Raw genomic sequence first — 24132 nt, forward strand, 5'->3', positions numbered from 1 at the left:
TCATCCGCCTGCGAAAACCCTTAATGAAGCACAACGACGCCATCCTTGAAGCATTCACCCGCAGCTCACTGCGCCTGAATAAAGGGCTGATGGTGGTGCTCGGTCTCGCATTGCTGTTGGCGGGCACCAGTTACTGGGCACTGCAGCGAGTGATCGACGAGCAGTACGCCGCCGTGCGTTTTCATTTTGCCCGGCTGATGGAAAATATCCAGGAACAGGAAACGTTCTTGAGAACCCTGGCGCAGCCCGCTATCCAGCGCGATCTGATCAGTGACAAAAACACCCAGGCCCGCCTCAAGGGGCAAAGGCTGGATGCGTACAACACGCGTTTTGAAGGCCGCGAGTTCGCCTTTTCGGTGCCCTTCAGCAGCCGATTCGATGAGCAACGGGTCAGCGCTGGCGAGCAGCAGAAGATATTTGCCCTGGGGACCCACCTGGCCAGTTACTACAGCGCATTCTGGTCATCGTCGCCCTACCCTTCACCCCATGCGTTTGTCTTCAATCGGCTCGTCAACTACTACATAACGGTGCCGGCGGTCGGCTACCAGCGCGGCGGGAAGACCGCCTACAACGGCCCCTCCGCCGAGCGGGCCGACGCCGTGCAACAAAGGCTGGGGCAACTGCCTCAGCCTCTGGCGGACGATCAGCTTTACTGGGAAGCCTACGTCACCTCCGGCGAAGACCTTGCGCCTCCGCGTCTGCTGGCCTACATCGGCATTACCCTGAACCCCCAGGTGATGCGCAGGCATGAAGGCAATAAACAGGTGCTGGTTGCCACCCTGCTGGATATGGCCCAAGTCAACGATGTGGAGCGCACGATCGAGTCGTCCGTCTACGACCGCTTCACCCTGCTCTCACCCAGCGGCCAGACGCTGGCGGGGCCGTCTGTCCTGGCCTCTTCGCTGAGTGAGGGACTCAACTTTCGGGCCAACGGCCTGGAGTTCAAAATTACCCACGACACCGAGCAGCAGTGGACCGCGATCTATGGGATCAGCTACAAGCATTTTTTTCGCTATGCCTTTTGGCCGCTGACCAGCCTGGCGCTGTTTATCTGTGCGGTGCTGGCGATCTCCTGGGCCGGCACCCGCTGGTATCGCAAGCAAGTCATTCGCCCGGCGCGCCAGGCCCATGAACGCATCGCAGAGAGCGTGGCCTTTAGCCGGGTGATCATCGACACCGCGCCCACTGGGCTGTGTGTGGTGGGCCGCGCAGATGGTCAGGTGTTGATCGAGAACCAGCGTGCTCAGCAATGGCCGGGCACGGCCAGGCTGGTGGCTGCCCTCGGCCGCATCCAAGAAAGTGCCGAGAGCGGCGAAACCTACCTGGAGATCGAGGGCCGGCATTTGCAGGTTGGCTTTGTCTCGACCCGTTACCAGGGCCAGGATGTGCGCCTGTATGCGTTCAGCGACGTCACCCGCCATGTCGAGGATGCCTTGGCCCTGGAAGATGCCAGGCGGGCCGCCGACGCGGCCAACGAAGCCAAGACGCTGTTCCTGGCGACCATGAGCCATGAAATTCGCACGCCCTTGTATGGCGTGCTGGGCACCCTGGAATTGCTCGGGCTGACGCCCCTGGACCCACGCCAGAAAACCTACCTGCACACGATCCAGCGCTCATCTGCGACGTTGTTCCAACTGATCAGCGACGTGCTGGATGTGTCGAAAATAGAATCCGGGCAGATGGCAATCGAATCCATCGAGTTCTGCCCCCTGGACATGTTGGAAGACACGCTGCACACCTACACCGCCTTCGCTCAGCGCAAGGGCCTGCAACTGTATGGCTGCATTGACGCGCAACTGCCGGACTGCGTAGTCGGCGACCCCATGCGTATCCGCCAGATCCTCAACAATCTGGTGAGCAATGCCGTCAAGTTCACCGACATCGGGCGCGTGGTGATTCGGGCCAGGGCCGTGCGCCGCGGCGACGATCGCGTCGACCTCGAATGGCAGGTGACCGATTCTGGCGTGGGCATCAGCCAGGCGCAGCAAGCCAAGCTGTTCGATTTGTTCTACCAGGCCCCGGACACCGCCGGCCAAGGCGGCGCAGGGTTGGGGCTGCCGATTTGTCGCTGGCTGGCCGAGATGATGGACGGCCAGATCAAGGTCGTCAGCGAACCCGGCCTGGGCAGCAGTTTTACCCTGAAGATGCGCTTGCCGCTCGGCACCAGCGAGCTGCCGGGCCTCACGCCCATTGAACCGAGTACTTCTCCTGTGTATGTGCAGGCACCCGTGCGCGAGTTGGCGGAGTCCCTGTGCGACTGGCTCAACCGCTTGGGTATCCAGGCCACGTTGGCGGCGCTGCCCCTGGAGCAACAGAGTGCGCAGGCGGTGCTGGTGGATATGCTGCCTGCCGGTCCCCTGCAGCCTTGGGCTGGACCGCGGGTGCTGTGTGTGCCGGGCGCGCATAGCCCGCCTCTGTGCACCGCGCAGGGCTGGGAAGTGGATATGCATGATGTGCGCGCCATTGCGTCAGTGGTTGCGCTGGCACAGCAAGGTAAACAGGCGTCAGCGCTGCGTGTCGAGCAACAGAGCGCGGGGCAGTTGGAGCTGCGCATTCTGGTCGCCGAAGACAATCCGGTGAACCAGGAAATCATCAAGGAGCAACTCGAGGCCCTCGGCTGCACGGTGACGCTGGCAGACAATGGCGAGCAAGCGATGCACCTGTGGCAACCCCAGGCCTTTGACCTGGTGCTGACGGACATCAATATGCCGTTGATGAACGGCTATGAACTGGCCCGCACCCTCAGGGAGCATGACCCCCAATTGCCTATCATCGGTGTCACCGCCAATGCCATGCGCGAGGAAGGCATTCGTTGTCTGGCGGTCGGGATGAATGCCTGGTTGGTAAAACCCTTGAGCCTGCAAACCCTGCGTGCGCAATTGATCAAACTGTGCAAACCGACATTGCGCGCCGAGCTGCTGGTGATTGACACGGTCCAGCTGTCGGACAAAATGCGCCCGTTGTTTATCAGCAGCGTGCAGCAAGACTTGCAGCGCATCAGTGCCGCACTTGAGCAGCGTGATTGCCGGTGCCTGGCTGAAACCCTGCACTCGGTTGCCGGCGCATTGGGTGCCGTGCAGGCACTCGACCTGGCCCAGGCGTGCATCGAGCTGGAAAGCCAGTTGGCAGTCGGTCGGCTCAATGCCGGGCTGGAACTGCGGATAAAGCAGGTTATCGGCAGGCTGTCGGCCTTGCTCGGGGCGCAGCTATGAGCGCACCGCACGCCCTTGTGTACACGCGCATGGGATCACCTCACTTACTGAACCAGGATTACGGCTCCCCCCTATGAAGACATTCACTGTGGTAATTGCAGACGATCACCCCATCGTGCTTCTGGGGGTACGTGAACTCGTCGAGAGAGACGAGCGTTTTCAAGTCATCGGCGAAGCGATCTGTTCGGCGGGCCTCATCAAATTGCTTGAGCAGCAGCCCATCGACATTGTGATCACCGATTACAACATGCCCGGTGATTCGCCCTACGGCGATGGCTTGAAGCTGGTGGAGTACCTGAAGCGGCATTTCCCCGACGTGCAGATCCTGATTCTGACCATGATCTCCAATCACCTGATTCTTACCCGCCTGCAGGAATTGGGCGTGGTGGGCGTGATCCAGAAAAGCCAGTTGCATACGGAAATCCAGGTCGCCCTCAAGTCCATTGCCCAGCAGGCGCATTACCGGAGCCTGGAGCCGGCCAAGACCTCGGTTATCGAGTCGTTGACCGCTATTGATGAACGCTTCTCTACGCTGTCGCCCAAAGAATTTGAAATATTGCGCTTATTTATTTCAGGAAAAAGTGTCAGTGATATCGCGCGCAGCCAAAATAGAAGTTCAAAAACCATCAGCGCGCAGAAGATTTCCGCCATGCGAAAACTTGAAGTAAGCAGCGATCAGGACTTGTTGGCCTACTGCCTGGAATACAATATTTTTAACTAAGCTTCTTTTATTCAGTCCGCTATAAAACCGATCACCCCTCACTTTAAGTGCTTTATAAGAATCGTCTTATTCTCTATAAAGCCCAGATTAACTATTGTTCGTTGGCAGTTTCAACCCATCACCACAACCAACACTAACGGACATCATCATGAAGAAGTTTTCCCTGGCCCTTATCGCTGTGTCAGTTATCGCCGCCAGCAGCAGTGCGTTTGCCGAAACTACCCCGGGTACGGGTACCCCGGGCGGCGGCGGCAAAATCACCTTCACCGGTTTGATCAACAACGACGCTTGCTCGGTTGATGGTGCCAACGCCGATCGCGTGATCTCCGTCGACATGGGCACCGTCTCCATCAAAGACATGGGCACCGCTGAAAACCCAGCGTCGGGCCGTGTGACCGCCAAGGACTTCAACCTCAGCGTGAACTGCAACCTGGGCACTAAAGTGGCAATGATCTTTGACGCCAAAAGTGGCGGTTCAGGCCTGGTTACCGGTAAAAAAGTCCTCGCCCTGACCCCTGGTAACGGCAGCGCAAGCAACGTCGGTATCGCACTGCTCGACAGCACTGGCGCGCTGATCGACCTCAGCTCCCCGGCCACCGCCCGTATCGAAAGCGCCATGCACGGCCAAGGCAGCGACGGCGGCGATGCAACCTTGAGCTTTGCCGCAGCCTACGTCACCACCGGTGCAGCCGGCGCCTCCACCGCGGGTCGCGGTGACGCTACCCTGCCGTTCATCCTGCAATACGAATAAACGACACGCAGCGCCTGTCACGTGCGAGGTCTTCGGACCTCGCCACTTATCCGACCACTAAACGGTAGACATCATGTTACCTCGTTCCATTGCCACAGGCCTGGGGCTGCTAACCCTGCTTATGGCGACCCAGGCTGCCGCCAGCATTTCACTGAGTGCCACCCGTATCGTCTTCGATGGCGATCACAAGGAGGCCAATATCACCGTGCGCAACGGTAATCAGGACGTTTTGATTCAGTCTTGGGTCGATACCAGCGATGCACAAGACAGTGCCGCGCCGTTCGCCGTAACCCCGCCACTGGCACGCATATTTGCCAAGGAGCAGCAGTTACTGCGAGTTCTCTACCAGGGTGCCGGGATGCCAACGGATCGTGAGTCCGTGGTCTGGCTCAATGTGCAGGAGATCCCGCAAGCCGCCGCCTCCGACAACACGTTGCAACTGGCCGTACGCCAGCGCATCAAGATTTTCTTCCGCCCATCCGGGTTGCCTGGCGATGCCCTGTCGGCACCCGCGCAATTGGAGTGGCAACTGGTCAAGCGCGATGCCGGGTCAGTACTGACGGTAAAAAACCCGACGCTGTATCACGTGTCCATGGCCGATATAAAACTACAGGCCGGGCAACAAACGGAACTGGCTGCCGACTCGACAATGATTGCGCCAGGTGCCGAGAAACAGTTCAGCATTAAACAACTGAGTCGCCAGGATTCAGTACAACTGTCTTTTTCCAGTATTAACGACTATGGCGCACAAGATAAATACAGTGCCCAACTTGTACCGCACTTGGCGGCCAAGGCTACGGGTACTCGCGCCAAGCCATAAGTAGCTCCCTTAAACCCTCAGGTTCGATTCGAGTGCGTACTCGCGTGCCTCGCCTGTTCGATAAACAGGAATGATATAGGTTCTTTGCATGTTTTTTCTTTTAGGCAGCAGGCCCAATCATTACATATCAAGCGAGCGCACTTCACGCGTGTCGACAACTTGCACATCACTCAAGTTGAGCACGCTATCACTGGCCATGCTTGCCGGTTCTCCGTCTTTGGCGATTGCCGATGAGCCCGCCGTGAACGTCTTCAACACCACCTTCTTGCAGGGTGCGCAATCGTCGGTAGACCTGCAGCAATTGCTCTCGGCCAACAGCGTGCTGCCCGGCAACTACCGGGTCGACCTGTACAGCAACGAGGTCCTGGTGGGCCGGCGCGACATCGACTTCAAGCGCAACCCACAGACCGGCCGGGTCGATCCGTGCCTGACCCTGGACCTGCTCAAGCAACTGGGCATCGACATGAGCCTGTTGCAGGCCCAGGGCAAGCTCGACCCCGACCAGCCCCAGGACTGCTACGACCTGCCGACACTGATCGACCAGGCGACCTTGCGCTATGACGCCAGTCGCCTGCGCCTGGCGGCGAGCATTCCGCAGGTCGCGATGCAACGTGGCATGCGTGGCTATGTCGATCCCCAGCTGTGGGAGGATGGTGTGCCGGCGGCGTTTATCAACTATCAACTCAACAGCAGCCGCACTGCCGGCGACTATGAAACGCGCATCAACAACAACCTGGGGCTGCGCAACGGCATTAACCTGGGCGCCTGGCGGCTGCGCAATGAGTCGAACCTGAGTAGCGGCACCGGCCGGCCGAGCACCTTCACCAGCAACCGCAGCTACGTGCAGCATGACGTGACCGCGCTTAAGGGGCAGTTCAGTGCCGGCGAGATTTTTTCCGATACCGACCTGTTCGACAGCGTGCGCTACCGGGGCCTGAAGCTGGCGTCCGACGAAGGCATGCGCGCCGACAGCGAGCGTGGTTATGCGCCAGTGATTCGTGGCGTGGCGCAGACCAACGCCACGGTGGAAATCCGCCAGAACGACTACATCCTGTACACCGCCAACGTCGCACCCGGGCCTTTCGAGATCAACGATATCTACCCCAGCGGTTCGAACGGCGACCTGGAAATCACCATCATCGAGGCCGATGGCCGTCGGCGTGTGACCACGCAGGCGTTCTCCAGCCTGCCGATCATGGTGCGTGAAGGGCAGGTCAAATACAGCGTTTCGGCCGGTAAATTCAGCAGCAATGCTGACGGTTTGGCGAGCCCGCAATTTGTCAGCAGCACCCTCGCCTACGGCCTCACCAGCAACCTCAGCGGGATTGTCGGCCTGCAAGTCAGTGAAGACTACAAGGCGTTCTCCCTGGGGGTTGGCCGCAACACATCGCTGGGTGCCGTGTCCATGGACGTCACGCACTCGTCGAGCGCCGCCCAGGGGCAAACCACCCAGGGCAACAGTGTGCGTGCGTTGTATGCCAAGACCTTTGCTGGCACTGACACCAACTTTACGCTGGCGGCGTATCGGTATTCGACCGAGGGTTACCGCACCCTGACCGACCACGTCGAGGACACCAGCGAAGAGGCAGTCAAACGTACCGGTAACTCGAAAACCCGTACCGACCTGACGATCAACCAAAGTCTCGGGCGCAACCGTGAGTTCGGTAGCCTGTATGTGAACGCCAGCGATCAGCGCTATTGGAACCGTGGCGGCTCCCAGAGCTTTTCGGCCGGCTATAACAACAACTGGGGGGACCTGAGCTACAACCTGGGCGTGACACGCACCAAGCAGATCGCCAGTTGGGGCGCACCCGACTCCGACACCCAGTTCAACCTGTCTGTTTCGTTTCCCTTGGGCAGCCAGCCTCGGGCACCCCGCGCTTTTGTCACCACCAGTACGCAGCAAGGCGACACCAGCACCCAGGCCGGTATCAACGGTTATGTGGCAGATACCAGCGATGTGTTCTATTCAGTCCAGGCCGGCCATAGCAGCACCGGCGGCCAATCGGGATCGGCCAACATCAACAGCCGCACCTCCATGGCCGATATCAGCCTGGGGTACAGCCAGGGGCGTGGTTATGACTCACAAAACCTCAACGTTTCCGGCTCGGTAGTGGCGCATGCGGGTGGCATCAACTTGGGGCAGACCGTCAGCGAGACCTTCGCCCTGGTACAGGTACCGGGCATCAGTGGGGCAAAAATCAGCAGCTACAGCGGCGTCGAAACCGGGCGCAACGGCTATGCCGTCATCCCCTCGGCGCAACCTTATCGAGTGAACTGGATCAGCCTCGACACCCGTGACCTGGGCGGTGATGTAGAAATCACCCAGGCCACACAGCAAGTGGTGCCGCGCCGTGGGGCGGTGGTATTGGCCCGCTACAGCGGCAAAACCGGGCGTCGCGTGCTGTTTGAGCTGTTTGATGCACAGCACCAGCGCCTGACGTTTGGCGCCTCACTGGAAGACGCCAGCGGCAAGCAGTTGGCCATCGCCGACCCCAGCGGTAACGCCTTGGTACTGGTTGAAGAGGACCAGGGCAGCCTGACGATCAAGTGGGGGGGCCGGCAATGCACTGCATCGTATGCACTGCCCGCGCAAGACAAGGCGCTGAACTACGAGCGCCAGGCGTTGGTGTGTAGCAGCGAACCCGATGGTGACCGTTGATCAAAGATCAAACCGATCAATCGCCCGCCGCCGCTCGTTGTCATCGCGCACGTCGTAGCTGGCGGTGGTCTGGATATTGGTGTGGTGCGCCAGTTTCTGCGCAATGGACAAGTCATGTTCTTCAATCACCCGGGTAATAAACGAGCGGCGGAAATCATGGGGCATGATCTTCACACCGACCTGTTCACCACGCTGGCGGGCAATGTAGTAAATCGCATGTTTGGTGATGCGTTCGCGGGTGATATGGCTGCCGCGGCGGATGCGGTTGAACAGGAAGCTATCGTCCTGCTCCCCTTCCTTTAACTGCTCGCGGCGAAACTCCAGCCATGCCTGCAATTTGGCAAATGCCCAGGCCGGTGCGTACTTGAGCAGTTCCTTGTTGCCCTTGCCCGTCACCCGCAGGCTGCGTTCGGCAAAGTTCACCTGGGCCAGGTCGAGGTTGACCGACTCTGACTTGCGCATCCCCGAACCGTAGAGGATCCCGATCACCGCCGCGTCCCGCAGGCCCTGCGGCCGTGGGTCGGCGGCGCAGACATCCATCAGTTCGCGAATCAAGGTGCGACGCAGGTTACGCCCCTGGCTCAAGCGCGTGCCGGCGGTGGCTTTGACCGAACGCATCTTCAGCAGGTGTTCCTGGCTGATCAGGCTGATGCGCCAGGCTTCGTTCATTACCCCGCGCACGGCGTTGACGTACAGCGATGAGGTGTTGGGTGCATACCCGTCTTCGCGCAACACGGCGACCAGGGCCATTACGTGTTCCGGTTGCAACAGATGCCAGTCGATATCTTCGAGGTTGATCTCTTCGAAACCCAGGCGGTCGGCGGCATCTTGCAGCACGTAGCGCATGGTCAGTTGGCTGGAAGGCGCCAGGCGCGCGAGATACAGGGTCAGGGGGTTGCGGGAAATCTCGGTCAAAATAGATCAGCCTTGAGATTAAATATAGAGACTAAGCCTATGTTTAATCTCAGTATTTAGTGGTTTGGCGAGCGCCGAGTCTAACCCAGGTCGGCGCTGCATACCAAACTAGGGCTCATCCTCGGCGGGTGCCGGGCTTTGCTCCTGGCTCCAGTCGGTGTTCTGTTTTTGCATCAGCGCAAACCACTGCTGACGCATGAAAGCCAACAACTTGGCGGGCGCCTTGGCGAAGTCCTGCTCGTCGTTGTAGCAGCCTGGCAATGGCAGGTCGGTGCCCTGCTCCTGGTATTGACTGAGCAACGCCTGCTGCCCGGCAACACTGCAATCGGTGGGCAGCGGCATGCCGCACAGGGCGCCGGCTTCCTCGTCCCACCAACTGGCGCCATAGCGGTCAACCCCGCGCAGTCCGTATTTGTGTGATTTGCCGATATGCATGATCAGCTTGAATTCACGGGGGCTGACATCACTGGTGCAGGTGCGCGAATAGCCCACGGTCACTTGGCTGGGGCCATCCCCCAGCAGGTCGGTGACGTGAGTCGCGGCGCTATCGAAATGCAGGCCGGCGTCGAATTCGCAACGCTGCACATCGTCATGCAGCATCCACAGACGCTTGGGCCGGTCACCCTCCAGCAGGTACTGCGCAGCATAGATCGCCGCCGATTGTGTGCCGTCGTCATCGCGCTCGCCGGCTTCCTGCTCGGCCAACACCAACAGGTTGTGGCCCTGCCGGTCATCCCAGCTATACGCGGCGACCTGCCGGCCCCTGACTTCGACCCCGGCAGGAACCTGAACGACCGGCGTCAGGCTCAGTCCCTCGTCCGCCCGGGCAGCATGGGCCGCGCCTAGCGTCATCCACAACATCATCAAGACTGGCCGTATCTGCACGCTGTTCATCCGACTACCCAGGCAAGAGATCGCTTACTTTACCGGGACTTGCAGAGGGTTGCAGAGAAGATTCTTCAGGCGCCACGGATTAACAAACCGGGTGATTCAGCGTGAATACGCACTAAAGCACTTACAGATAATGACTACAGCGCAAACAGTTATCGTTTGTCTGCGTTCCTTATTGTCTAGCTGAACACTAGCTGTCTGCCCACCAAATAAACGAGTTTTTCATCTGCCTTTCATATTCGCTGGACAAATTTGCGCTTAATCTTGGCCGCAATACTTGAGGGAATGCCCTGCTTTGCTGACTAACCCCTTGATAATGCTTTATCTTTGGCCGTAATGGGCTTTACTCAGGATGGGTATGCTATCGGCCATTTTTTATTGAGTCGCCTGCACTTTAATCCCATGTTTGTTGTCATCTCTACGCTCAAAGTTGCTCTAATCCGAGGTCATGAATCTTTGAAACCCTACCCTATTCATTGCGTGTCGATCGTTATCCCGGTCTACAACGAAGAACAGAGCCTGCCCGAACTGCTGCGCCGTACCTGTGCGGCGTGCGAGCAGTTGGCCTATGAGTATGAAATCATCCTGGTAGACGACGGCAGCCGCGACAGTTCCGCCCAACTGCTCGAAGACGCGGCAAGCGAGGCCGGCAGCCATGTGGTGGCCGTGATCCTCAACCGTAACTACGGCCAGCACGCGGCAATCATGGCCGGTTTCGAACAATGCCGGGGCGAGGTGGTGATTACCCTTGATGCCGACCTGCAAAACCCGCCCGAAGAGATTCCACGCCTGGTCGAGCAAGCCGCCCTGGGCTACGACGTGGTCGCCACCGTGCGCAACAACCGCCAGGACTCGGCCTTTCGCCGCTGGCCTTCACGCCTGATCAACCTGGCCGTGCAGCGCTCCACCGGCGTGGCCATGACCGACTATGGCTGCATGCTGCGCGCTTACCGGCGCACCATCGTCGATGCCATGCTCGCCTGCCGTGAGCGCAGCACCTTTATCCCGATCCTGGCCAACGGCTTTGCGCGCCATACCACGGAGATTCTGGTGCACCACGCCGAGCGCGAACACGGCGAATCCAAATACAGCGCCATGCGCCTGATCAGCCTGATGTTCGACTTGTTGACCTGCATGACCACCACCCCTCTACGCCTGTTGTCCATCGTCGGCTTCAGCCTGGCGGCCCTGGGCATGCTGTTTGCGTTTGCCTTGATCGTGCTGCGCCTGGCCTTTGGTGCCGATTGGGCCGGCGATGGCCTGTTCGTGCTGTTCGCCGTGCTGTTTGTGTTTACTGGCGGGCAGTTCATCGGCATGGGCCTGTTGGGCGAATACCTCGGGCGGATGTACAGCGATGTGCGTGCCCGCCCCCGCTTTTTTATTGAAAAGGTGCTGCGCAACGAGCCGACAGCCCCAGCGCCAGCGGTCATCGTCGATGGCCTGCCCTCTTCCCAATCGTCCACTTCCTCTTCCAGTCAGGTTTCGTCATGAGTTCTAAAGCTGTTGTTTTTGCTTACCACGACATTGGCTGTGCAGGCATCGAAGCCCTGCTCGCTACGGGCTACCAGATTGCTGCCGTGTTCACCCATGCCGATGACCCCAAGGAAAACACCTTCTACGGCTCGGTCGCCCAGCTGTGCGCCCGCCACGGCATCCCGGTGCAGGCGCCGGAAGACGCCAACCACCCGCTGTGGGTCGAGCGTGTGGCCAAGCTGAACCCGGACTTCATCTTCTCGTTCTACTACCGCAACCTGCTGGGCGAAGCGCTGTTGGCCACCGCGCGCCAGGGCGCGTTCAACCTGCATGGTTCGCTGCTGCCCAAGTACCGTGGCCGTGCGCCGGCCAACTGGGTGCTGGTCAACGGCGAAACCGAAACCGGCGTGACCCTGCACCGCATGGTCAAGCGTGCGGATGCTGGCGCGATTCTCGCCCAGCAAAAAGTCATGATCGAACGCAGCGACACCGGCCTGACACTCCACGCCAAGCTGCGCGAGGCGGCCACCCAGTTGCTGCGTGACGCGCTGCCGCAACTGGCCAAGGGCACGTTGAGCGAAACCGCCCAGGACGAAAGCCAGGCCACCTGCTTTGGCCGCCGTACCCCGGCGGACGGCAAGCTCGTCTGGAGCAAACCTGCAGAAGAGCTGTTCAACCTGGTGCGGGCCGTGACCCAGCCGTACCCTGGCGCCTTCTGTGCCGTGGGCGAACACAAGCTGATCGTGTGGCAAGCCGAAGTACTCAAGGGCAACGAAGGCCAGGCGCCCGGCCGCGTGATCAGCGTCAACCCGCTGCGCATTGCCTGCGGTGAAGACTCTCTGGTCATCAACTTCGGCCAGCGCAATGACCATGGCCTGTACCTGACCGGCCCGGCCCTGGCCGATGAGCTGGGCCTGGTGGATGGCTCGATCCTGCGCGGCGCCGAATCGGGCGGTAAACCACGGCGTACCCGCGTGCTGATCCTGGGGGTCAACGGCTTTATCGGCAACCACCTGTCCGAGCGCCTGTTGCGCGACGATCGCTACGAAGTCTACGGCCTGGATATCGGCTCCGACGCCATCGAGCGCCTGCGCAGCCACCCCAACTTCCATTATGTGGAAGGCGATATCAGCATTCACTCCGAGTGGATCGAGTACCACATCAAGAAATGCGACGTGGTCCTGCCGCTGGTGGCCATCGCCACGCCAATCGAATACACCCGCAACCCGCTGCGCGTGTTCGAGCTGGACTTCGAAGAAAACCTCAAGCTGGTGCGCTACTGCGTCAAGTACAACAAACGCGTGATTTTCCCGTCGACCTCTGAAGTCTATGGCATGTGCCAGGACCAGAACTTCGACGAAGACACCTCCAACCTGGTGGTCGGCCCGATCAACAAACAGCGCTGGATCTACTCGGTCTCCAAGCAGTTGCTGGACCGGGTGATCTGGGCCTATGGCGCCAAGGGTCTGAATTTTACCCTGTTCCGCCCATTCAACTGGATGGGCCCGCGCCTGGATCGCCTGGACTCGGCACGCATCGGCAGCTCCCGGGCCATTACCCAGTTGATCCTCAACCTGGTGGAAGGCACGCCGATCCGCCTGTTTGACGGCGGCGAGCAGAAGCGCTGCTTCACCGACATTGCCGACGGCATCGAGGCCCTGGCGCGGATCATCGACAACGATAACGACGCGTGCAACGGCCAGATCATCAATATCGGCAACCCGGACAACGAAGCCAGCATCCGCCAGTTGGGCGAAGAACTGCTGCGTCAGTTCGAGGCCCACCCGTTGCGCGGTAACTTCCCGCCATTCGCGGGCTTTCGCGAAGTGGAAAGCAAGGCGTTCTACGGCGCCGGTTATCAGGATGTGGCGCACCGCAAGCCGAGCATTGCCAACGCCAAGCGCCTGTTGAACTGGGAGCCGAGCGTGGCGATGAGCGAAACCATCGGCAACACCCTGGACTTCTTCCTGCGTGAAGCAATGCTGGAAATCGCCCAGTCCAGCGAAGCAGGCAAATAATGAAGGCAGGTCTGCGCATCGACGTCGACACCTACCGCGGCACCCGTGATGGCGTGCCACGGTTGCTGGAGTTGCTGGATGAGGCCGGCATCAAGGCGACGTTCTTCTTCAGTGTCGGCCCGGACAACATGGGCCGCCACTTGTGGCGCCTGATTCGCCCGCAGTTCCTGTGGAAGATGCTGCGCTCCAACGCTGCCGGGCTGTATGGCTGGGACATTCTGCTGGCCGGCACTGCCTGGCCGGGCAAGCCGATTGGCCGCGACCTCGGGCACCTGATGCGCCAGGCCAAGGCCGCCGGGCACGAAGTGGGCCTGCACGCCTGGGATCATCATGGCTGGCAAGCCAATGCCGGGCGCTGGAGCGATGCGCAGTTGGTGGAGCAGGTACGCCGTGGGCTCGACACCCTGGGCGATATCCTCGGCGCCCCGGTGCAGTGTTCTGCCGCCGCCGGCTGGCGGGCCGATGAGCGTGTGGTGCAGGCCAAGCAAGGCTTTGGCTTGCGCTACAACAGCGATTGTCGTGGCACCAGCCTGTTCCGCCCGGTCCTCGCCGATGGCAGCGCTGGCACGCCACAGGTCCCGGTGGACTTGCCGACCTTCGACGAGGTGGTCGGGCCACAGGTCGCGGCCAAGGACTTCAATCGCTTCATTCTTGATCGGTTCACCGAATCGACACTCAACGTCTATACGATCCACGCAGAAGTAGAAGGGATTCTGATGGCCAATGAATTTCGCCAGTTGCTCGCCCAGGCAGGACAGCGCGGCATCCAGTTCCAACCCTTGGGCAACCTGCTGCCGGCCGATCCGGCCAGCCTGCCCCTGGCGCATCTGACACGCGGCGTACTCGGCGGCCGCGAAGGCTGGCTGGGAGTGCAACAGGCATGATCCGACGTTGGGCCCTGCCCCTGCTCCTGTTGGTCTTCGGCCTGTGCTATCTGTTGCCGATGGTCACCCATGGCCTGTGGATCCCGGACGAAACCCGCTATGCGCAGATCAGCCAGGAAATGCTGCTGACCGGCAAATGGGCGTCGCCGCACTTTATGGGCATCCGCTATTTCGAAAAACCGGCGGCCGGCTACTGGATGATCGCCCTTGGCCAGGCGCTGTTCGGGCAGAACCTGTTCGGCGTGCGCGTAGCCTCTGCGCTGGCCACGGGCTTGAGCATATTGCTGGTGTACTTCATGGCTCGGCGCCTGTGGAACGATCCGCGCAAGAGCCTGGTCAGCAGCGTGCTGTACATGAGTTTTATCAGCGTGGCGATGTCCGGTGGCTACGCCAACCTCGACCCGCAGTTCAGTTTCTGGGTCAACCTCAGCGGCGTGGCCTTGTGGCTATGTATCGACAGCCAGACCCGACGCGCCCGCCTGGCGGCCTGGGCCTTGCTGGGGTTTGCCTGCGCCATGGGCTTCATGACCAAGGGTTTTCTGGCGTGGCTGCTGCCGGTATTGATCGCCCTGCCCTATATGGTCTGGCAAAAGCGTTTGCGTGAGCTGTTGGCCTATGGCCTGGTTGCCGTGGCGGTGGCGATTGCGGTCAGCCTGCCCTGGGCGCTGATGGTGCATGCCCAGGAGCCCGACTACTGGAACTTCTTCTTCTGGCACGAACACATCCAGCGTTTTGCCGGTGAAGATGCCCAGCACGAAGAGGCCTGGTGGTACTACCTGCCGTTGCTGGCCGCGTTCAGCTTGCCGTGGCTGGCCCTGCTGCCCTCCACCCTGAAACAGGCGTGGCAGGAAAAACGCACGCACAAGATCGGTTTCCTGTTGTTGTGGCTGCTGATGCCCCTGGCGTTTTTCAGCCTGAGCAAGGGCAAGCTGCCGGCCTATATCCTGCCGTGCCTGCTGCCTTTGGCATTGCTGATGGGCCATACCCTGACCGACAAGCTGGCCCAGGCCCGTGGCCGGGTGCTGCAAGTCAATGGCTGGCTCAACCTGATTATCGGGGTGCTGGGCCTGCTGGCAATCGTGTACTTCCAGTTGAAGAAGCCGATTTATGCCCCGCAGCAGGAACTGCTGAGCCTGGTGCTGGTGTTCAGCGTGCTGCTGGGCTGGATCATCGCCAACCTGCTGCAGGCGGTACGCCCGTTGCGTTTGTGGGCGGCGCCGGCACTGGGCAGTTGGTTACTGGTGGCCCTGGTGCCGGCGGCGTTGCCGCACTCGGTGGTCAATAACAAGACACCGGACCAGTTCATTATCGACCACGCCGTTGAACTGGCGGCTACCCAGCGCCTGCTGAGCAACGACCTGGGCGCAGCCTCGGCCCTGGCGTGGCGGCTCAAGCGCCCGGACGTGGCGCTGTACAACACCATCGGTGAAGTCAAATACGGCCTGGCCTATGCCGACAGCAGCTCCCGCCGGGTCGACCTCGCAAGCGTCCAGCAGTGGCTGGGCGACGCGCGCAAACAGGGTTCGGTGGGCGTGGTAATGCGCGTGAAGGGCGCATCTGAGCAACGCGAACTGGCATTGCTGCCCGCAGACGGCAAGCGCTACGAGCAAGGCAATATGGTGATTCTGCTGTTCCCGCAGGTGGCGCCTTGATCACCCTGCTGCTGCTCCTGGCCGCGTGCCTGCTGACCTGCATGGGCCAGATCGCGCAAAAGTATGCCGTGGAAGGCTGGCGCGGCCAGCCTGCGGGCTGGGCGTTGAAACTGCGCTCGCCCTGGCTCTGGTCGGCCCTGCTGTGCCTGGGCCTGGGCCTGCTGGTGTGGCTGCTGGTGCTACAACGCCTGGAAGTGGGGATTGCCTACCCGATGCTCAGCCTGAATTTTGTATTGATCACCCTGGTGGCGCGCTTTGTGTTCCATGAGCCGGTGGATCGCCGCCACTGGGTGGGCGTGGCCCTGGTGATGGCCGGCGTGCTGCTGCTGGGAGGCCAGGTATGAGCCGGTTGCGCGGTTTCACCCTGGCGTTATCCAGCGTGGCACTGGTCAGCGCGGCCCAGTTGGGCATGCGCTGGAGCATGACGCGCCTGCCATGGCCGGCGGAGTGGCTCGCCGTGCCCATGGTTGATCCCGTGGCCTTGGGCGTGGTCGCCCTGGCCATCGTGGCCTACGCCCTGTCGATGCTGTGCTGGCTCGGCGCGCTGCAGCACCTGCCCCTGGGTCGCGCCTATTCGTTGCTGAGTATCAGCTACGTCCTGGTGTACCTGCTGGCGGCCAGCTTGCCGGGCTTCAACGAACCCTTTTCCCTGTCACGGACCTTGGGGGTGGCTCTGGTCATCCTGGGTGTGCTGACCATCAACTCCCGTCGTATCGGCAACACAAGCCCCAGGAATACCCCATGAAAATCAGCGTATTTGGTAGTGGTTACGTTGGCCTGGTACAGGCCACCGTATTGGCCGAGGTCGGTCACGATGTGATCTGCATGGACGTTGACGAAAACAAGGTGCGCCTGCTGCAACAGGGCCATGTGAGCATTTTCGAGCCGGGGCTTGCCAGCCTGGTCCGGGAAAACCTGGAAAACGGCCGGTTGACCTTTACCAGCCAGGAAAAACTCGCGGTCGAGCATGGCGAAGTGTTGTTTATTGCGGTTGGCACGCCTTCTGACGAAGACGGCTCGGCGGACTTGAAGTATGTGCTGTCGGTGGGCGATGCGGTGGCCCGCCATCGCGTCGAGCCGGTAATCCTGGTGGAAAAATCCACGGTCCCGGTGGGCACCGGCGACACCCTGCGCGCCCATATCGACAAGGCCCTGGCCGGGCGCAGCCTGGTGTTCGATATTGTCTCCAACCCGGAATTCCTCAAGGAAGGCTCTGCGGTGGCCGACTGCCGACGCCCCGACCGGATCATCATCGGTTGCGAGCGCGAAGAAGTGCGCGAGGTGATGCGCGACCTGTACGCGCCGTTCAACCGCAACCACGACCGCATTATCTTTATGGATGTGCGCAGCGCCGAGCTGACCAAGTACGCCGCCAACTGCATGCTGGCGACCAAGATCAGCTTTATCAACCAGATCGCCGAGCTGGCCGAGCACCTGGGGGCCGATATCGAATCGGTGCGCCTGGGCATCGGCGCCGACTCGCGGATCGGCTACCACTTTATCTACCCGGGCTGCGGCTACGGCGGCTCGTGCTTCCCCAAGGACATGCGCGCGCTGATCCACAGCGCTCGCCAAGCCAACTGCTCCAGTGACCTGCTCGAAGCGGTGGAAGCCATCAACCAGCGGCAGAAAAGCAAACTGTTCGAGCGGATCCGGGCGTTCTACAAAGGCGAACTGCGCGGCAAGACCTTCGCCTTGTGGGGCCTGGCGTTCAAGCCCAACACCGACGACATGCGCGATGCCCCTAGCCGGGTGCTGATGGAATCGCTGTGGGCCGCCGGGGCCAACGTGCGGGCCTTCGACCCCGAGGCCATGCAGGAAACCCAGAAGCTGTACGGTGATGACCCGCGCCTGATGCTGATGGGCACCCCGGAATCGACCCTGGGCGGCGCCGATGCCTTGATCATCTGCACTGAGTGGCAGCAGTTCAAAGCCCCGGATTTCGACCTGCTGCACGCACGCCTCAAGGCGCCGGTGATCTTTGACGGGCGCAACCTGTATGACGCCGAGCGCCTGGCGCGCAAGGGCTTCCACTACTTCCCGATAGGGCGTGGGCAGTCCTGCGACTTGCCGATCCCCCAGCAACAGTGGGTACCCCGGCTGCTGGAGGCCTGAGGCGTGGACAAGCTAGCCAGCCCGGCCCTGCACCGCCAATCCTGGGGCGTCGGGCTCCTGGCGCTGCTGCTGTTTGTCGCCGGCAACTGGGACCAGGCAATTATCGGTTTTGACTCACGCTTTGTGCTGTTCGCCCAGGAGATGTTGCGCCACGGGCCGGGGTTTTTCCCCACCACCTATGGCCAGCCGTATGCCGATTACCTGTCGACCTCAACCCTGCTGACCTGGCTGTTGTCGCTGCCCCTGGGGCGGGTCACCAGCTTCAGTGCCTGGCTGCCGACCGCCGTTGCCTCAGCGGTCATCGTCGCCCTGGTCTACCGCCTGACCGCGCCCTACTCCCAGCGCTGGGCGCTGCTGAGCATCGCGTTGTTGTTGCTCAGCAGCACATTTATCAGCGAAACCCGCGCGGTTTCCCTGGATCAGATGCTGGCGGCGGTGACCCTGGCGCTGTTTTACCTGGGCTACGCCCACGATCACTTCGCCAGTCCTCGGCGCCTGCCCTGGCTATTGCTCCTGTTATTGCTCGGCTTTGCGATTCGCGGGCCCATCGGCCTGGTCATCCCCACCGGGGTGTTGTGCAGCTATTACCTGCTCAACCGTCAGTGGCGCCGGTTGTTCAGCTTCGGCGTGCTGGCCTTGGCGCTGCTGCTGGCGTGTGTCGGCTTGCTGCTGTTGCTGGCCAAGGTCAGTGGTGGCGAAAGCTTTATGCAGGACGTGATCCGCATGCAGTTCCTCGGGCGCATGGACGGCCGCGAAGGCTCCAGCAGCGTCTGGTATTACTTCAGCAGCTCCCTGGGCAACTACGCCCCGGCCTACCCGTTGGCCCTGCTGGTGCTACTGGCGGTGCTGTTCAATCCCCGGCGCACCGCTGATAGCGCATGGCAGTTGTTGCTGGGGTGCACGGCTGCGGGTTTGATCGTGCTGCTTGGCCTGTCGATCCCCGAGGCGAAAAAAGCCCGCTATGTGTTACCGATGATGCCGATGGTGGCGATTATCGCCGCGTACCCGTTCCACAGGGTGGACGGGCGGCTGTTCAAGGGGCTGCGGGGCTTGATGCTGGGGCTGTGGGCGCTGACCCCGGGGCTGTTGATCGGCGCGCTGCTGGTGGCGCGCCAGCGCTTTGCTGCGCAGCTGGAGCATTTCCAGGGCGTGTTGGGCCTGTTGATCGGCTTGCAGCTCCTGAGCGTGGGGATGCTCCTCAAGTGGCGCTGGCGCCCGGTGGGGCCGGCGTTTTGCGCGGTGCTGGCGGTTTGGGGCCTGTACATCCTGGTGGTCGAACCCGTGGAGCGCCGCCTCTACGACACCCGCACCTTTGCCCGCGAGGCCCATGCGCTGATCCAGCAGGACCCGGCGCCGCTGGTATTGCATGGCTTGGGTAAAGACGCCAAGGCCATTAAGTTCATGGTCAATGTGGAGTGTGACCGCGTGCCGCTGTTTACCCAGGCACCTGCCGACCTGGCCTCGTTGCCGACGCCGGCGTGGCTGGTGATGGACCAGGCTGATTTCCAGCGCCTCGATGAACCACGCTGGCGCGGGTTGACGCCGGTACTGACGGGGTCATTCGATAAAAACACCTATGTGCTGCTGCGTCTGGAGCGGGCTGGGCCATAGCAGGCATTTAAAGCCCTGTGGGGTGGTCATAAGCGCCACACGCACTATCAAGAAAGCTCCTACGTTTGTATCCGTAAACGCCGGTACCAGCGCCCCTATCAGCCCCATAACCCCGGCGCTAAACTGGTTTTACATCTGTGCTGCATAGTTACCGCCAAACGTTCAAAAGACGCCTCAGAGGATCGCCGCCATGACTAAAGAGCAATTGCCTATTGAGCAGGTACATGTCGGCTATATCCCCATGCCCACCCTTGATCGGCTGATGGAGCTGCGCGACGCCCTGGTCGCGCTCAAGGGGCCGCTGGCCAGTGACCCACGGTTGCGGGAAAGTGTGCAGAAGTCGTTGATCAATGCCGAGAACCACGAGCGGGTGCTGGGCAAGGTCAGCCTGGGGTATGAGCGGTGTTGATGCAAAAATACTGCACTTAACCTGCATTAATATGCATTGGCGAGGGGTTTGATTGATCGGCACACTGCGCCGGTTCCTCCCCCAAATGTTGGAACTTTCGTTGGGCTTTGCGGGAAACCGCAAAGCCCTTCTTTTTGCCTGATCCGGCATTATTTCCTGCTCGCCTTTGAAGATTGGACTGCCCCGCAATGCTCGCTCGTTGGTTACCCGCTGCTATCAATACCCGTCCCGCCGAATGGAGCCGCGCCGCCATCGGCATGGCCCTGGGCACCCTGTTTACCGTATGGCTCTGCGCCCAGGTGTATGGCCTGGAAGTGGCCATGCACCTGCTGGGTCCGCTGGGGGCTTCTGCCGTGCTGTTGTTTGCGGTGTCATCGGGGGCCCTCGCCCAGCCATGGTCGATTATTGGCAGCTATCTATGCGCCAGTGTGGTGGCCTTGCTGGTAGCCCGGGTCTTGGGCCGGACCCTGGGCAGTGCCTGCCTTGCGGCGGGCATGGCGTTGATGCTGATGTGCTGGCTGCGTTGCCTGCACCCGCCCTCGGGTGGCCTGGCCATGACCCTGGTCCTTGCCGACCCGGCCAGCATCGCCCTGGGCTGGCAGGAAGTCGGGCCGGTCATGCTGGGGGCTGGCACCCTGCTGCTCTCGGCCCTGGCCTATAACAACCTGACCCGCACCCGTTACCCCAAGGGCCCCGCCGAGGTGCCGGTGATGGTGCAACCGCACGCTCGGGAGGTGGACGCCAAAATCACCGCCGTGGACCTGGAGCAGGCGTTGGCGCAAATGGAGCAGTTTTTCGACGTCACCCCCAGCGAACTGGAAGAGCTGATCCACATCGCCGAAGACCATGCGCGCCGCCGCAGCATTGGCCAAGTGCTGGCCAGCCGGGTGTAGGCGCACCCACCCTGGTTTTTTATCGAATACCCCCTGCATAAATGCAAAGATGACCTGCAGGATTCCGGCTTGTACTGGGCAAATTTGCACTGGTACGATCCGGAGATGGTTCGCCCGCGAACATTTTGATAAAGAACAATAAAAGCAGGGAGTTACAGATGACTGCTCAGGCTCAGTCCCAGGCGACATGCAGCACCCAGTCCTCCCAGGACAGCGTCCTGGCCGAAGTACGCAACCATATCGGCCACCTGACCCTCAACCGCCCCGCCGGCCTCAATGCCATCACCCTGGACATGGTCCGCAGCCTTTCGGCGCATTTGCGCGCCTGGGCCGAGGATGCCCAGGTGCATGCCGTGGTGTTGCGCGGCGCCGGCGAGAAAGCCTTGTGCGCCGGTGGCGATATCCGCTCGCTATACGACAGCTTCAAGGGTGGCGACACCCTGCATGAAGACTTCTTCGTCGAAGAATACGCCCTCGACCTGGCCATTCATCATTACCGCAAGCCGGTCCTCGCCCTGATGGACGGCTTTGTCCTGGGCGGCGGCATGGGCCTGGTCCAGGGGGCCGACCTGCGGGTTGTCACCGAACGCAGCCGCCTGGCCATGCCGGAAGTGGCCATCGGTTACTTCCCGGATGTGGGCGGCAGCTACTTCCTGCCGCGCATTCCTGGCGAACTGGGGATTTACCTGGGGGTGACCGGGGTGCAGATCCGCGCTGCCGACGCGCTGTACTGTGGGCTCGCCGACTGGTACCTGGACAGCGCCAGGCTGGCGGAACTGGATCAGAAACTCGACCACCTGCAATGGCACGATTCGCCACTCAAGGACCTGCAAGGCTTGCTGGCCAAGCTTGCGGTGCAACAATTGCCGGATGCGCCACTGGCCGCCCTGCGCCCGGCCATCGACCACTTCTTTGCCCAGCCGGATGTGCCGAGCATTGTCGAACAACTGCAACAAGTGACCGTCGCCGATAGCCATGAATGGGCGCTGAGCACCGCGCAGTTGATGCAGACCCGCTCCCCCTTGGCCATGGCCGTCACCCTGCAGATGCTGCGACGCGGTCGCCACCTGGCACTGGAAGACTGCTTCGCCCTGGAGCTGCACCTGGACCGCCAGTGGTTCGCCCGGGGCGACCTGATCGAAGGCGTGCGCGCGTTGTTGATCGACAAGGACAAAGCCCCGCGCTGGAACCCGCCAACGCTCTCGGCATTGGACCAGCACCACGTCGACAGCTTCTTCCAAGACTTCGCGAAGAACGGGAACTAACTCATGCAAGATATTGAATTTACAGAAGAACAAGTCATGATTCGCGACATGGCGCGCGACTTTGCCCGTGGCGAAATCGCGCCCCATGCCCAGGCCTGGGAAAAGGCCGGCTGGATCGACGACGGCCTGGTCGCCAAGATGGGAGAACTGGGCCTGCTGGGCATGGTAGTGCCGGAAGAATGGGGGGGCACCTATGTGGATTACGTGGCCTACGCCCTGGCCGTCGAGGAGATTTCTGCGGGTGACGGCGCGGTAGGCGCGCTGATGAGTATCCATAATTCAGTGGGTTGCGGGCCGATCCTCAACTACGGCACACAGGCACAGAAAGAAACCTGGCTGGCTGAACTGGCCAGCGGCCAGGCCATCGGCTGCTTTTGCCTGACCGAGCCCCAGGCCGGCTCCGAAGCCCACAACCTGCGCACCCGCGCCGAATTGCGTGATGGCCAGTGGGTGATCAACGGCGCCAAGCAGTTTGTCAGCAATGGCAAACGGGCCAAATTAGCGATTGTGTTTGCAGTGACCGACCCGGAGTTGGGCAAAAAGGGCATTTCGGCGTTCCTGGTGCCCACCGACACCCCAGGTTTTACCGTGGACCGTACCGAACACAAGATGGGCATCCGCGCCTCGGACACCTGCGCCGTGACCCTCAGCCAGTGCAGCGTGCCGGAAGCCAACCTGCTGGGCGAACGCGGCAAGGGTCTGGCCATTGCCCTGTCCAACCTGGAGGGTGGGCGCATCGGTATCGCCGCCCAGGCCCTGGGCATTGCCCGCGCGGCCTTTGAAGCGGCATTGGCCTACGCCCGTGACCGGGTGCAGTTCGACAAGGCCATTATTGAGCACCAGAGCGTGGCCAACCTGCTGGCCGACATGCAGACCCGCCTCAATGCCGCACGCTTGCTGATCCTGCATGCCGCACGGTTGCGCAGTGCGGGCAAGCCGTGCCTGTCCGAAGCCTCCCAGGCCAAGCTGTTTGCTTCGGAAATGGCCGAGAAAGTCTGCTCTTCGGCGATGCAGATCCATGGCGGCTATGGCTACCTGGAAGACTACCCTGTGGAACGCTACTACCGGGATGCGCGGATTACGCAGATTTATGAGGGTACCAGTGAGATCCAGCGCATGGTGATTGCACGGGAACTGAAGCACTATCAGCTCTGATCACTAACGATTGCTCCCTTTGTAGGGGAGCAATCGGCAAACAAGAGACTGTCATAGGTTTTTCATGTCGAACTTCACAGACGCCGTCAGTGTTTTTCTTTCACGTATGGCCTTGATAAACATCGTTCCTTCAGCACGTTTTCCGTCTGGAGAAAACGTAACATCAACGTGGCCCTCTCTTGTGATCCATGGCGTGGATGAATCCAGCGTGTAAAAGTCCAGGACGCGCAGCTCCGCGTCTCCAAGCTGATACTTTCCGGAGGGAGTGCCAGCCTGCAAAGCCGCTTCGATGGCCGTGGGGTTGGGTGCAGTCCCCTGGTCACCGTATAGGTGAACTGAATCCTGGAGGCGGCCATACCAAACAAAGTCCGCAACAAAGTCTGTGCCGGGCGTATTGTCTATGGTGACTGTCGCTTGCATGGTGCCGGTTGAGCGGGCATTGCCTTTCACAATTCTTGTGCGCGTATCGTTAGACATTTTCTCGCCATCCAAATGACTGATTAATAAGTTGCGTGCTCATTAGATAACGAGTCGTGAATATAAAAAACTGTCAAATCTGACAGTCTAAAACGTTGGCTTTTATTTCTTTTTACCCCGTGTAATGAGTGCATGACGGTCCCTCTGCGGGTGATGCCCAGTGGTTAGCCTGCTTATAAGATTGATCACCCAGTGCAATGCCCGTAAG

Annotated in this window: 20 protein-coding genes; 17 read left to right on the forward strand and 3 right to left on the reverse strand. The window is 60.9% G+C overall.

The window, feature by feature from the left end; translation table 11 throughout:
• Positions 1-23: 23 nt before the first annotated feature.
• From HBO24_RS01185 to HBO24_RS01205, 5 genes are all read left to right on the forward strand, one after another.
• Positions 24-3212: a hybrid sensor histidine kinase/response regulator gene (locus tag HBO24_RS01185; protein ID WP_170059156.1), complete on the forward strand. Its 3189-nt coding sequence runs from the start codon at positions 24-26 to the stop codon at positions 3210-3212.
• Between the two features lie 73 nt (positions 3213-3285).
• Positions 3286-3933, forward strand: coding sequence for a response regulator (locus HBO24_RS01190; RefSeq protein WP_057436542.1), 648 nt, complete (start codon positions 3286-3288; stop codon positions 3931-3933).
• 148 nt (positions 3934-4081) lie between these two features.
• Entirely contained in the window at positions 4082-4684 is a 603-nt protein-coding gene (locus tag HBO24_RS01195; RefSeq protein WP_057436544.1) for a fimbrial protein, read from the forward strand.
• Between the two features lie 73 nt (positions 4685-4757).
• Positions 4758-5504 (forward strand): molecular chaperone, encoded by a 747-nt coding sequence (locus HBO24_RS01200; protein ID WP_115128233.1) that lies wholly within the window; start codon positions 4758-4760, stop codon positions 5502-5504.
• A gap of 196 nt (positions 5505-5700) precedes the next feature.
• Positions 5701-8166 carry a fimbria/pilus outer membrane usher protein gene (locus HBO24_RS01205; protein WP_262152747.1) on the forward strand — a complete coding sequence of 822 codons (2466 nt, stop codon included), beginning with the start codon at positions 5701-5703 and terminating at the stop codon, positions 8164-8166.
• Here the strand turns inward: HBO24_RS01205 and HBO24_RS01210 are convergent, their stop codons facing one another.
• Both HBO24_RS01210 and HBO24_RS01215 read right to left on the reverse strand, forming a co-directional pair.
• Positions 8167-9081 (reverse strand): tyrosine-type recombinase/integrase, encoded by a 915-nt coding sequence (locus tag HBO24_RS01210; protein WP_057436550.1) that lies wholly within the window; start codon positions 9079-9081, stop codon positions 8167-8169.
• 108 nt (positions 9082-9189) lie between these two features.
• The gene (locus HBO24_RS01215) at positions 9190-9975 is read right to left on the reverse strand and encodes a hypothetical protein (protein WP_170059158.1); all 786 of its coding nucleotides are present in this window, start codon (positions 9973-9975) and stop codon (positions 9190-9192) included.
• Between the two features lie 453 nt (positions 9976-10428).
• On the opposite strand from HBO24_RS01215, the gene arnC reads away from it, so the two are divergent.
• From arnC to HBO24_RS01275, 12 genes are all read left to right on the forward strand, one after another.
• The gene (arnC, locus tag HBO24_RS01220; RefSeq protein ID WP_170059159.1) at positions 10429-11463 is read left to right on the forward strand and encodes an undecaprenyl-phosphate 4-deoxy-4-formamido-L-arabinose transferase; all 1035 of its coding nucleotides are present in this window, start codon (positions 10429-10431) and stop codon (positions 11461-11463) included.
• Positions 11460-13463 (forward strand): bifunctional UDP-4-amino-4-deoxy-L-arabinose formyltransferase/UDP-glucuronic acid oxidase ArnA, encoded by a 2004-nt coding sequence (gene arnA, locus HBO24_RS01225; RefSeq protein WP_170059160.1) that lies wholly within the window; start codon positions 11460-11462, stop codon positions 13461-13463. Before arnC ends, arnA begins: the two co-directional genes overlap by 4 nt.
• On the forward strand, positions 13460-14347 hold the full coding sequence (gene arnD / locus HBO24_RS01230) for a 4-deoxy-4-formamido-L-arabinose-phosphoundecaprenol deformylase (RefSeq protein ID WP_170059307.1): 888 nt from the start codon (positions 13460-13462) through the stop codon (positions 14345-14347). Before arnA ends, arnD begins: the two co-directional genes overlap by 4 nt.
• Positions 14344-15999 carry a lipid IV(A) 4-amino-4-deoxy-L-arabinosyltransferase gene (gene arnT, locus HBO24_RS01235; protein WP_170059161.1) on the forward strand — a complete coding sequence of 552 codons (1656 nt, stop codon included), beginning with the start codon at positions 14344-14346 and terminating at the stop codon, positions 15997-15999. Before arnD ends, arnT begins: the two co-directional genes overlap by 4 nt.
• Complete coding sequence (gene arnE, locus HBO24_RS01240) at positions 15996-16343, forward strand: 4-amino-4-deoxy-L-arabinose-phosphoundecaprenol flippase subunit ArnE (RefSeq protein ID WP_057959490.1); 348 nt, start codon at positions 15996-15998, stop codon at positions 16341-16343. The genes arnT and arnE overlap by 4 nt, the downstream gene beginning before the upstream one ends.
• Positions 16340-16744 carry a 4-amino-4-deoxy-L-arabinose-phosphoundecaprenol flippase subunit ArnF gene (gene arnF / locus HBO24_RS01245; protein ID WP_170059162.1) on the forward strand — a complete coding sequence of 135 codons (405 nt, stop codon included), beginning with the start codon at positions 16340-16342 and terminating at the stop codon, positions 16742-16744. Before arnE ends, arnF begins: the two co-directional genes overlap by 4 nt.
• The gene (locus HBO24_RS01250) at positions 16741-18114 is read left to right on the forward strand and encodes a UDP-glucose/GDP-mannose dehydrogenase family protein (protein ID WP_057436571.1); all 1374 of its coding nucleotides are present in this window, start codon (positions 16741-16743) and stop codon (positions 18112-18114) included. The genes arnF and HBO24_RS01250 overlap by 4 nt, the downstream gene beginning before the upstream one ends.
• A 3-nt stretch (positions 18115-18117) precedes the next feature.
• Positions 18118-19725, forward strand: a complete 1608-nt coding sequence (locus tag HBO24_RS01255) for a glycosyltransferase family 39 protein (protein WP_170059163.1) — start codon at positions 18118-18120, stop codon at positions 19723-19725.
• Positions 19726-19915: 190 nt separating this feature from the next.
• Positions 19916-20134: a type VI secretion system contractile sheath small subunit gene (locus HBO24_RS01260; RefSeq protein WP_233092047.1), complete on the forward strand. Its 219-nt coding sequence runs from the start codon at positions 19916-19918 to the stop codon at positions 20132-20134.
• Positions 20135-20322: 188 nt separating this feature from the next.
• Entirely contained in the window at positions 20323-21027 is a 705-nt protein-coding gene (locus tag HBO24_RS01265) for an HPP family protein (protein WP_115128242.1), read from the forward strand.
• A gap of 158 nt (positions 21028-21185) precedes the next feature.
• Positions 21186-22292, forward strand: a complete 1107-nt coding sequence (locus HBO24_RS01270) for an enoyl-CoA hydratase/isomerase family protein (protein ID WP_170059164.1) — start codon at positions 21186-21188, stop codon at positions 22290-22292.
• A gap of 3 nt (positions 22293-22295) precedes the next feature.
• Positions 22296-23447, forward strand: coding sequence for an acyl-CoA dehydrogenase family protein (locus HBO24_RS01275; protein WP_057436580.1), 1152 nt, complete (start codon positions 22296-22298; stop codon positions 23445-23447).
• 51 nt (positions 23448-23498) lie between these two features.
• Here HBO24_RS01275 and HBO24_RS01280 read toward each other — a convergent pair whose 3' ends face one another.
• Positions 23499-23924: a hypothetical protein gene (locus HBO24_RS01280; protein ID WP_170059165.1), complete on the reverse strand. Its 426-nt coding sequence runs from the start codon at positions 23922-23924 to the stop codon at positions 23499-23501.
• Positions 23925-24132: the final 208 nt, after the last annotated feature.

Source organism: Pseudomonas sp. WS 5410 (genome assembly GCF_012985645.1).
Classification (GTDB): Bacteria; Pseudomonadota; Gammaproteobacteria; order Pseudomonadales; family Pseudomonadaceae; genus Aquipseudomonas; species Aquipseudomonas shahriarae.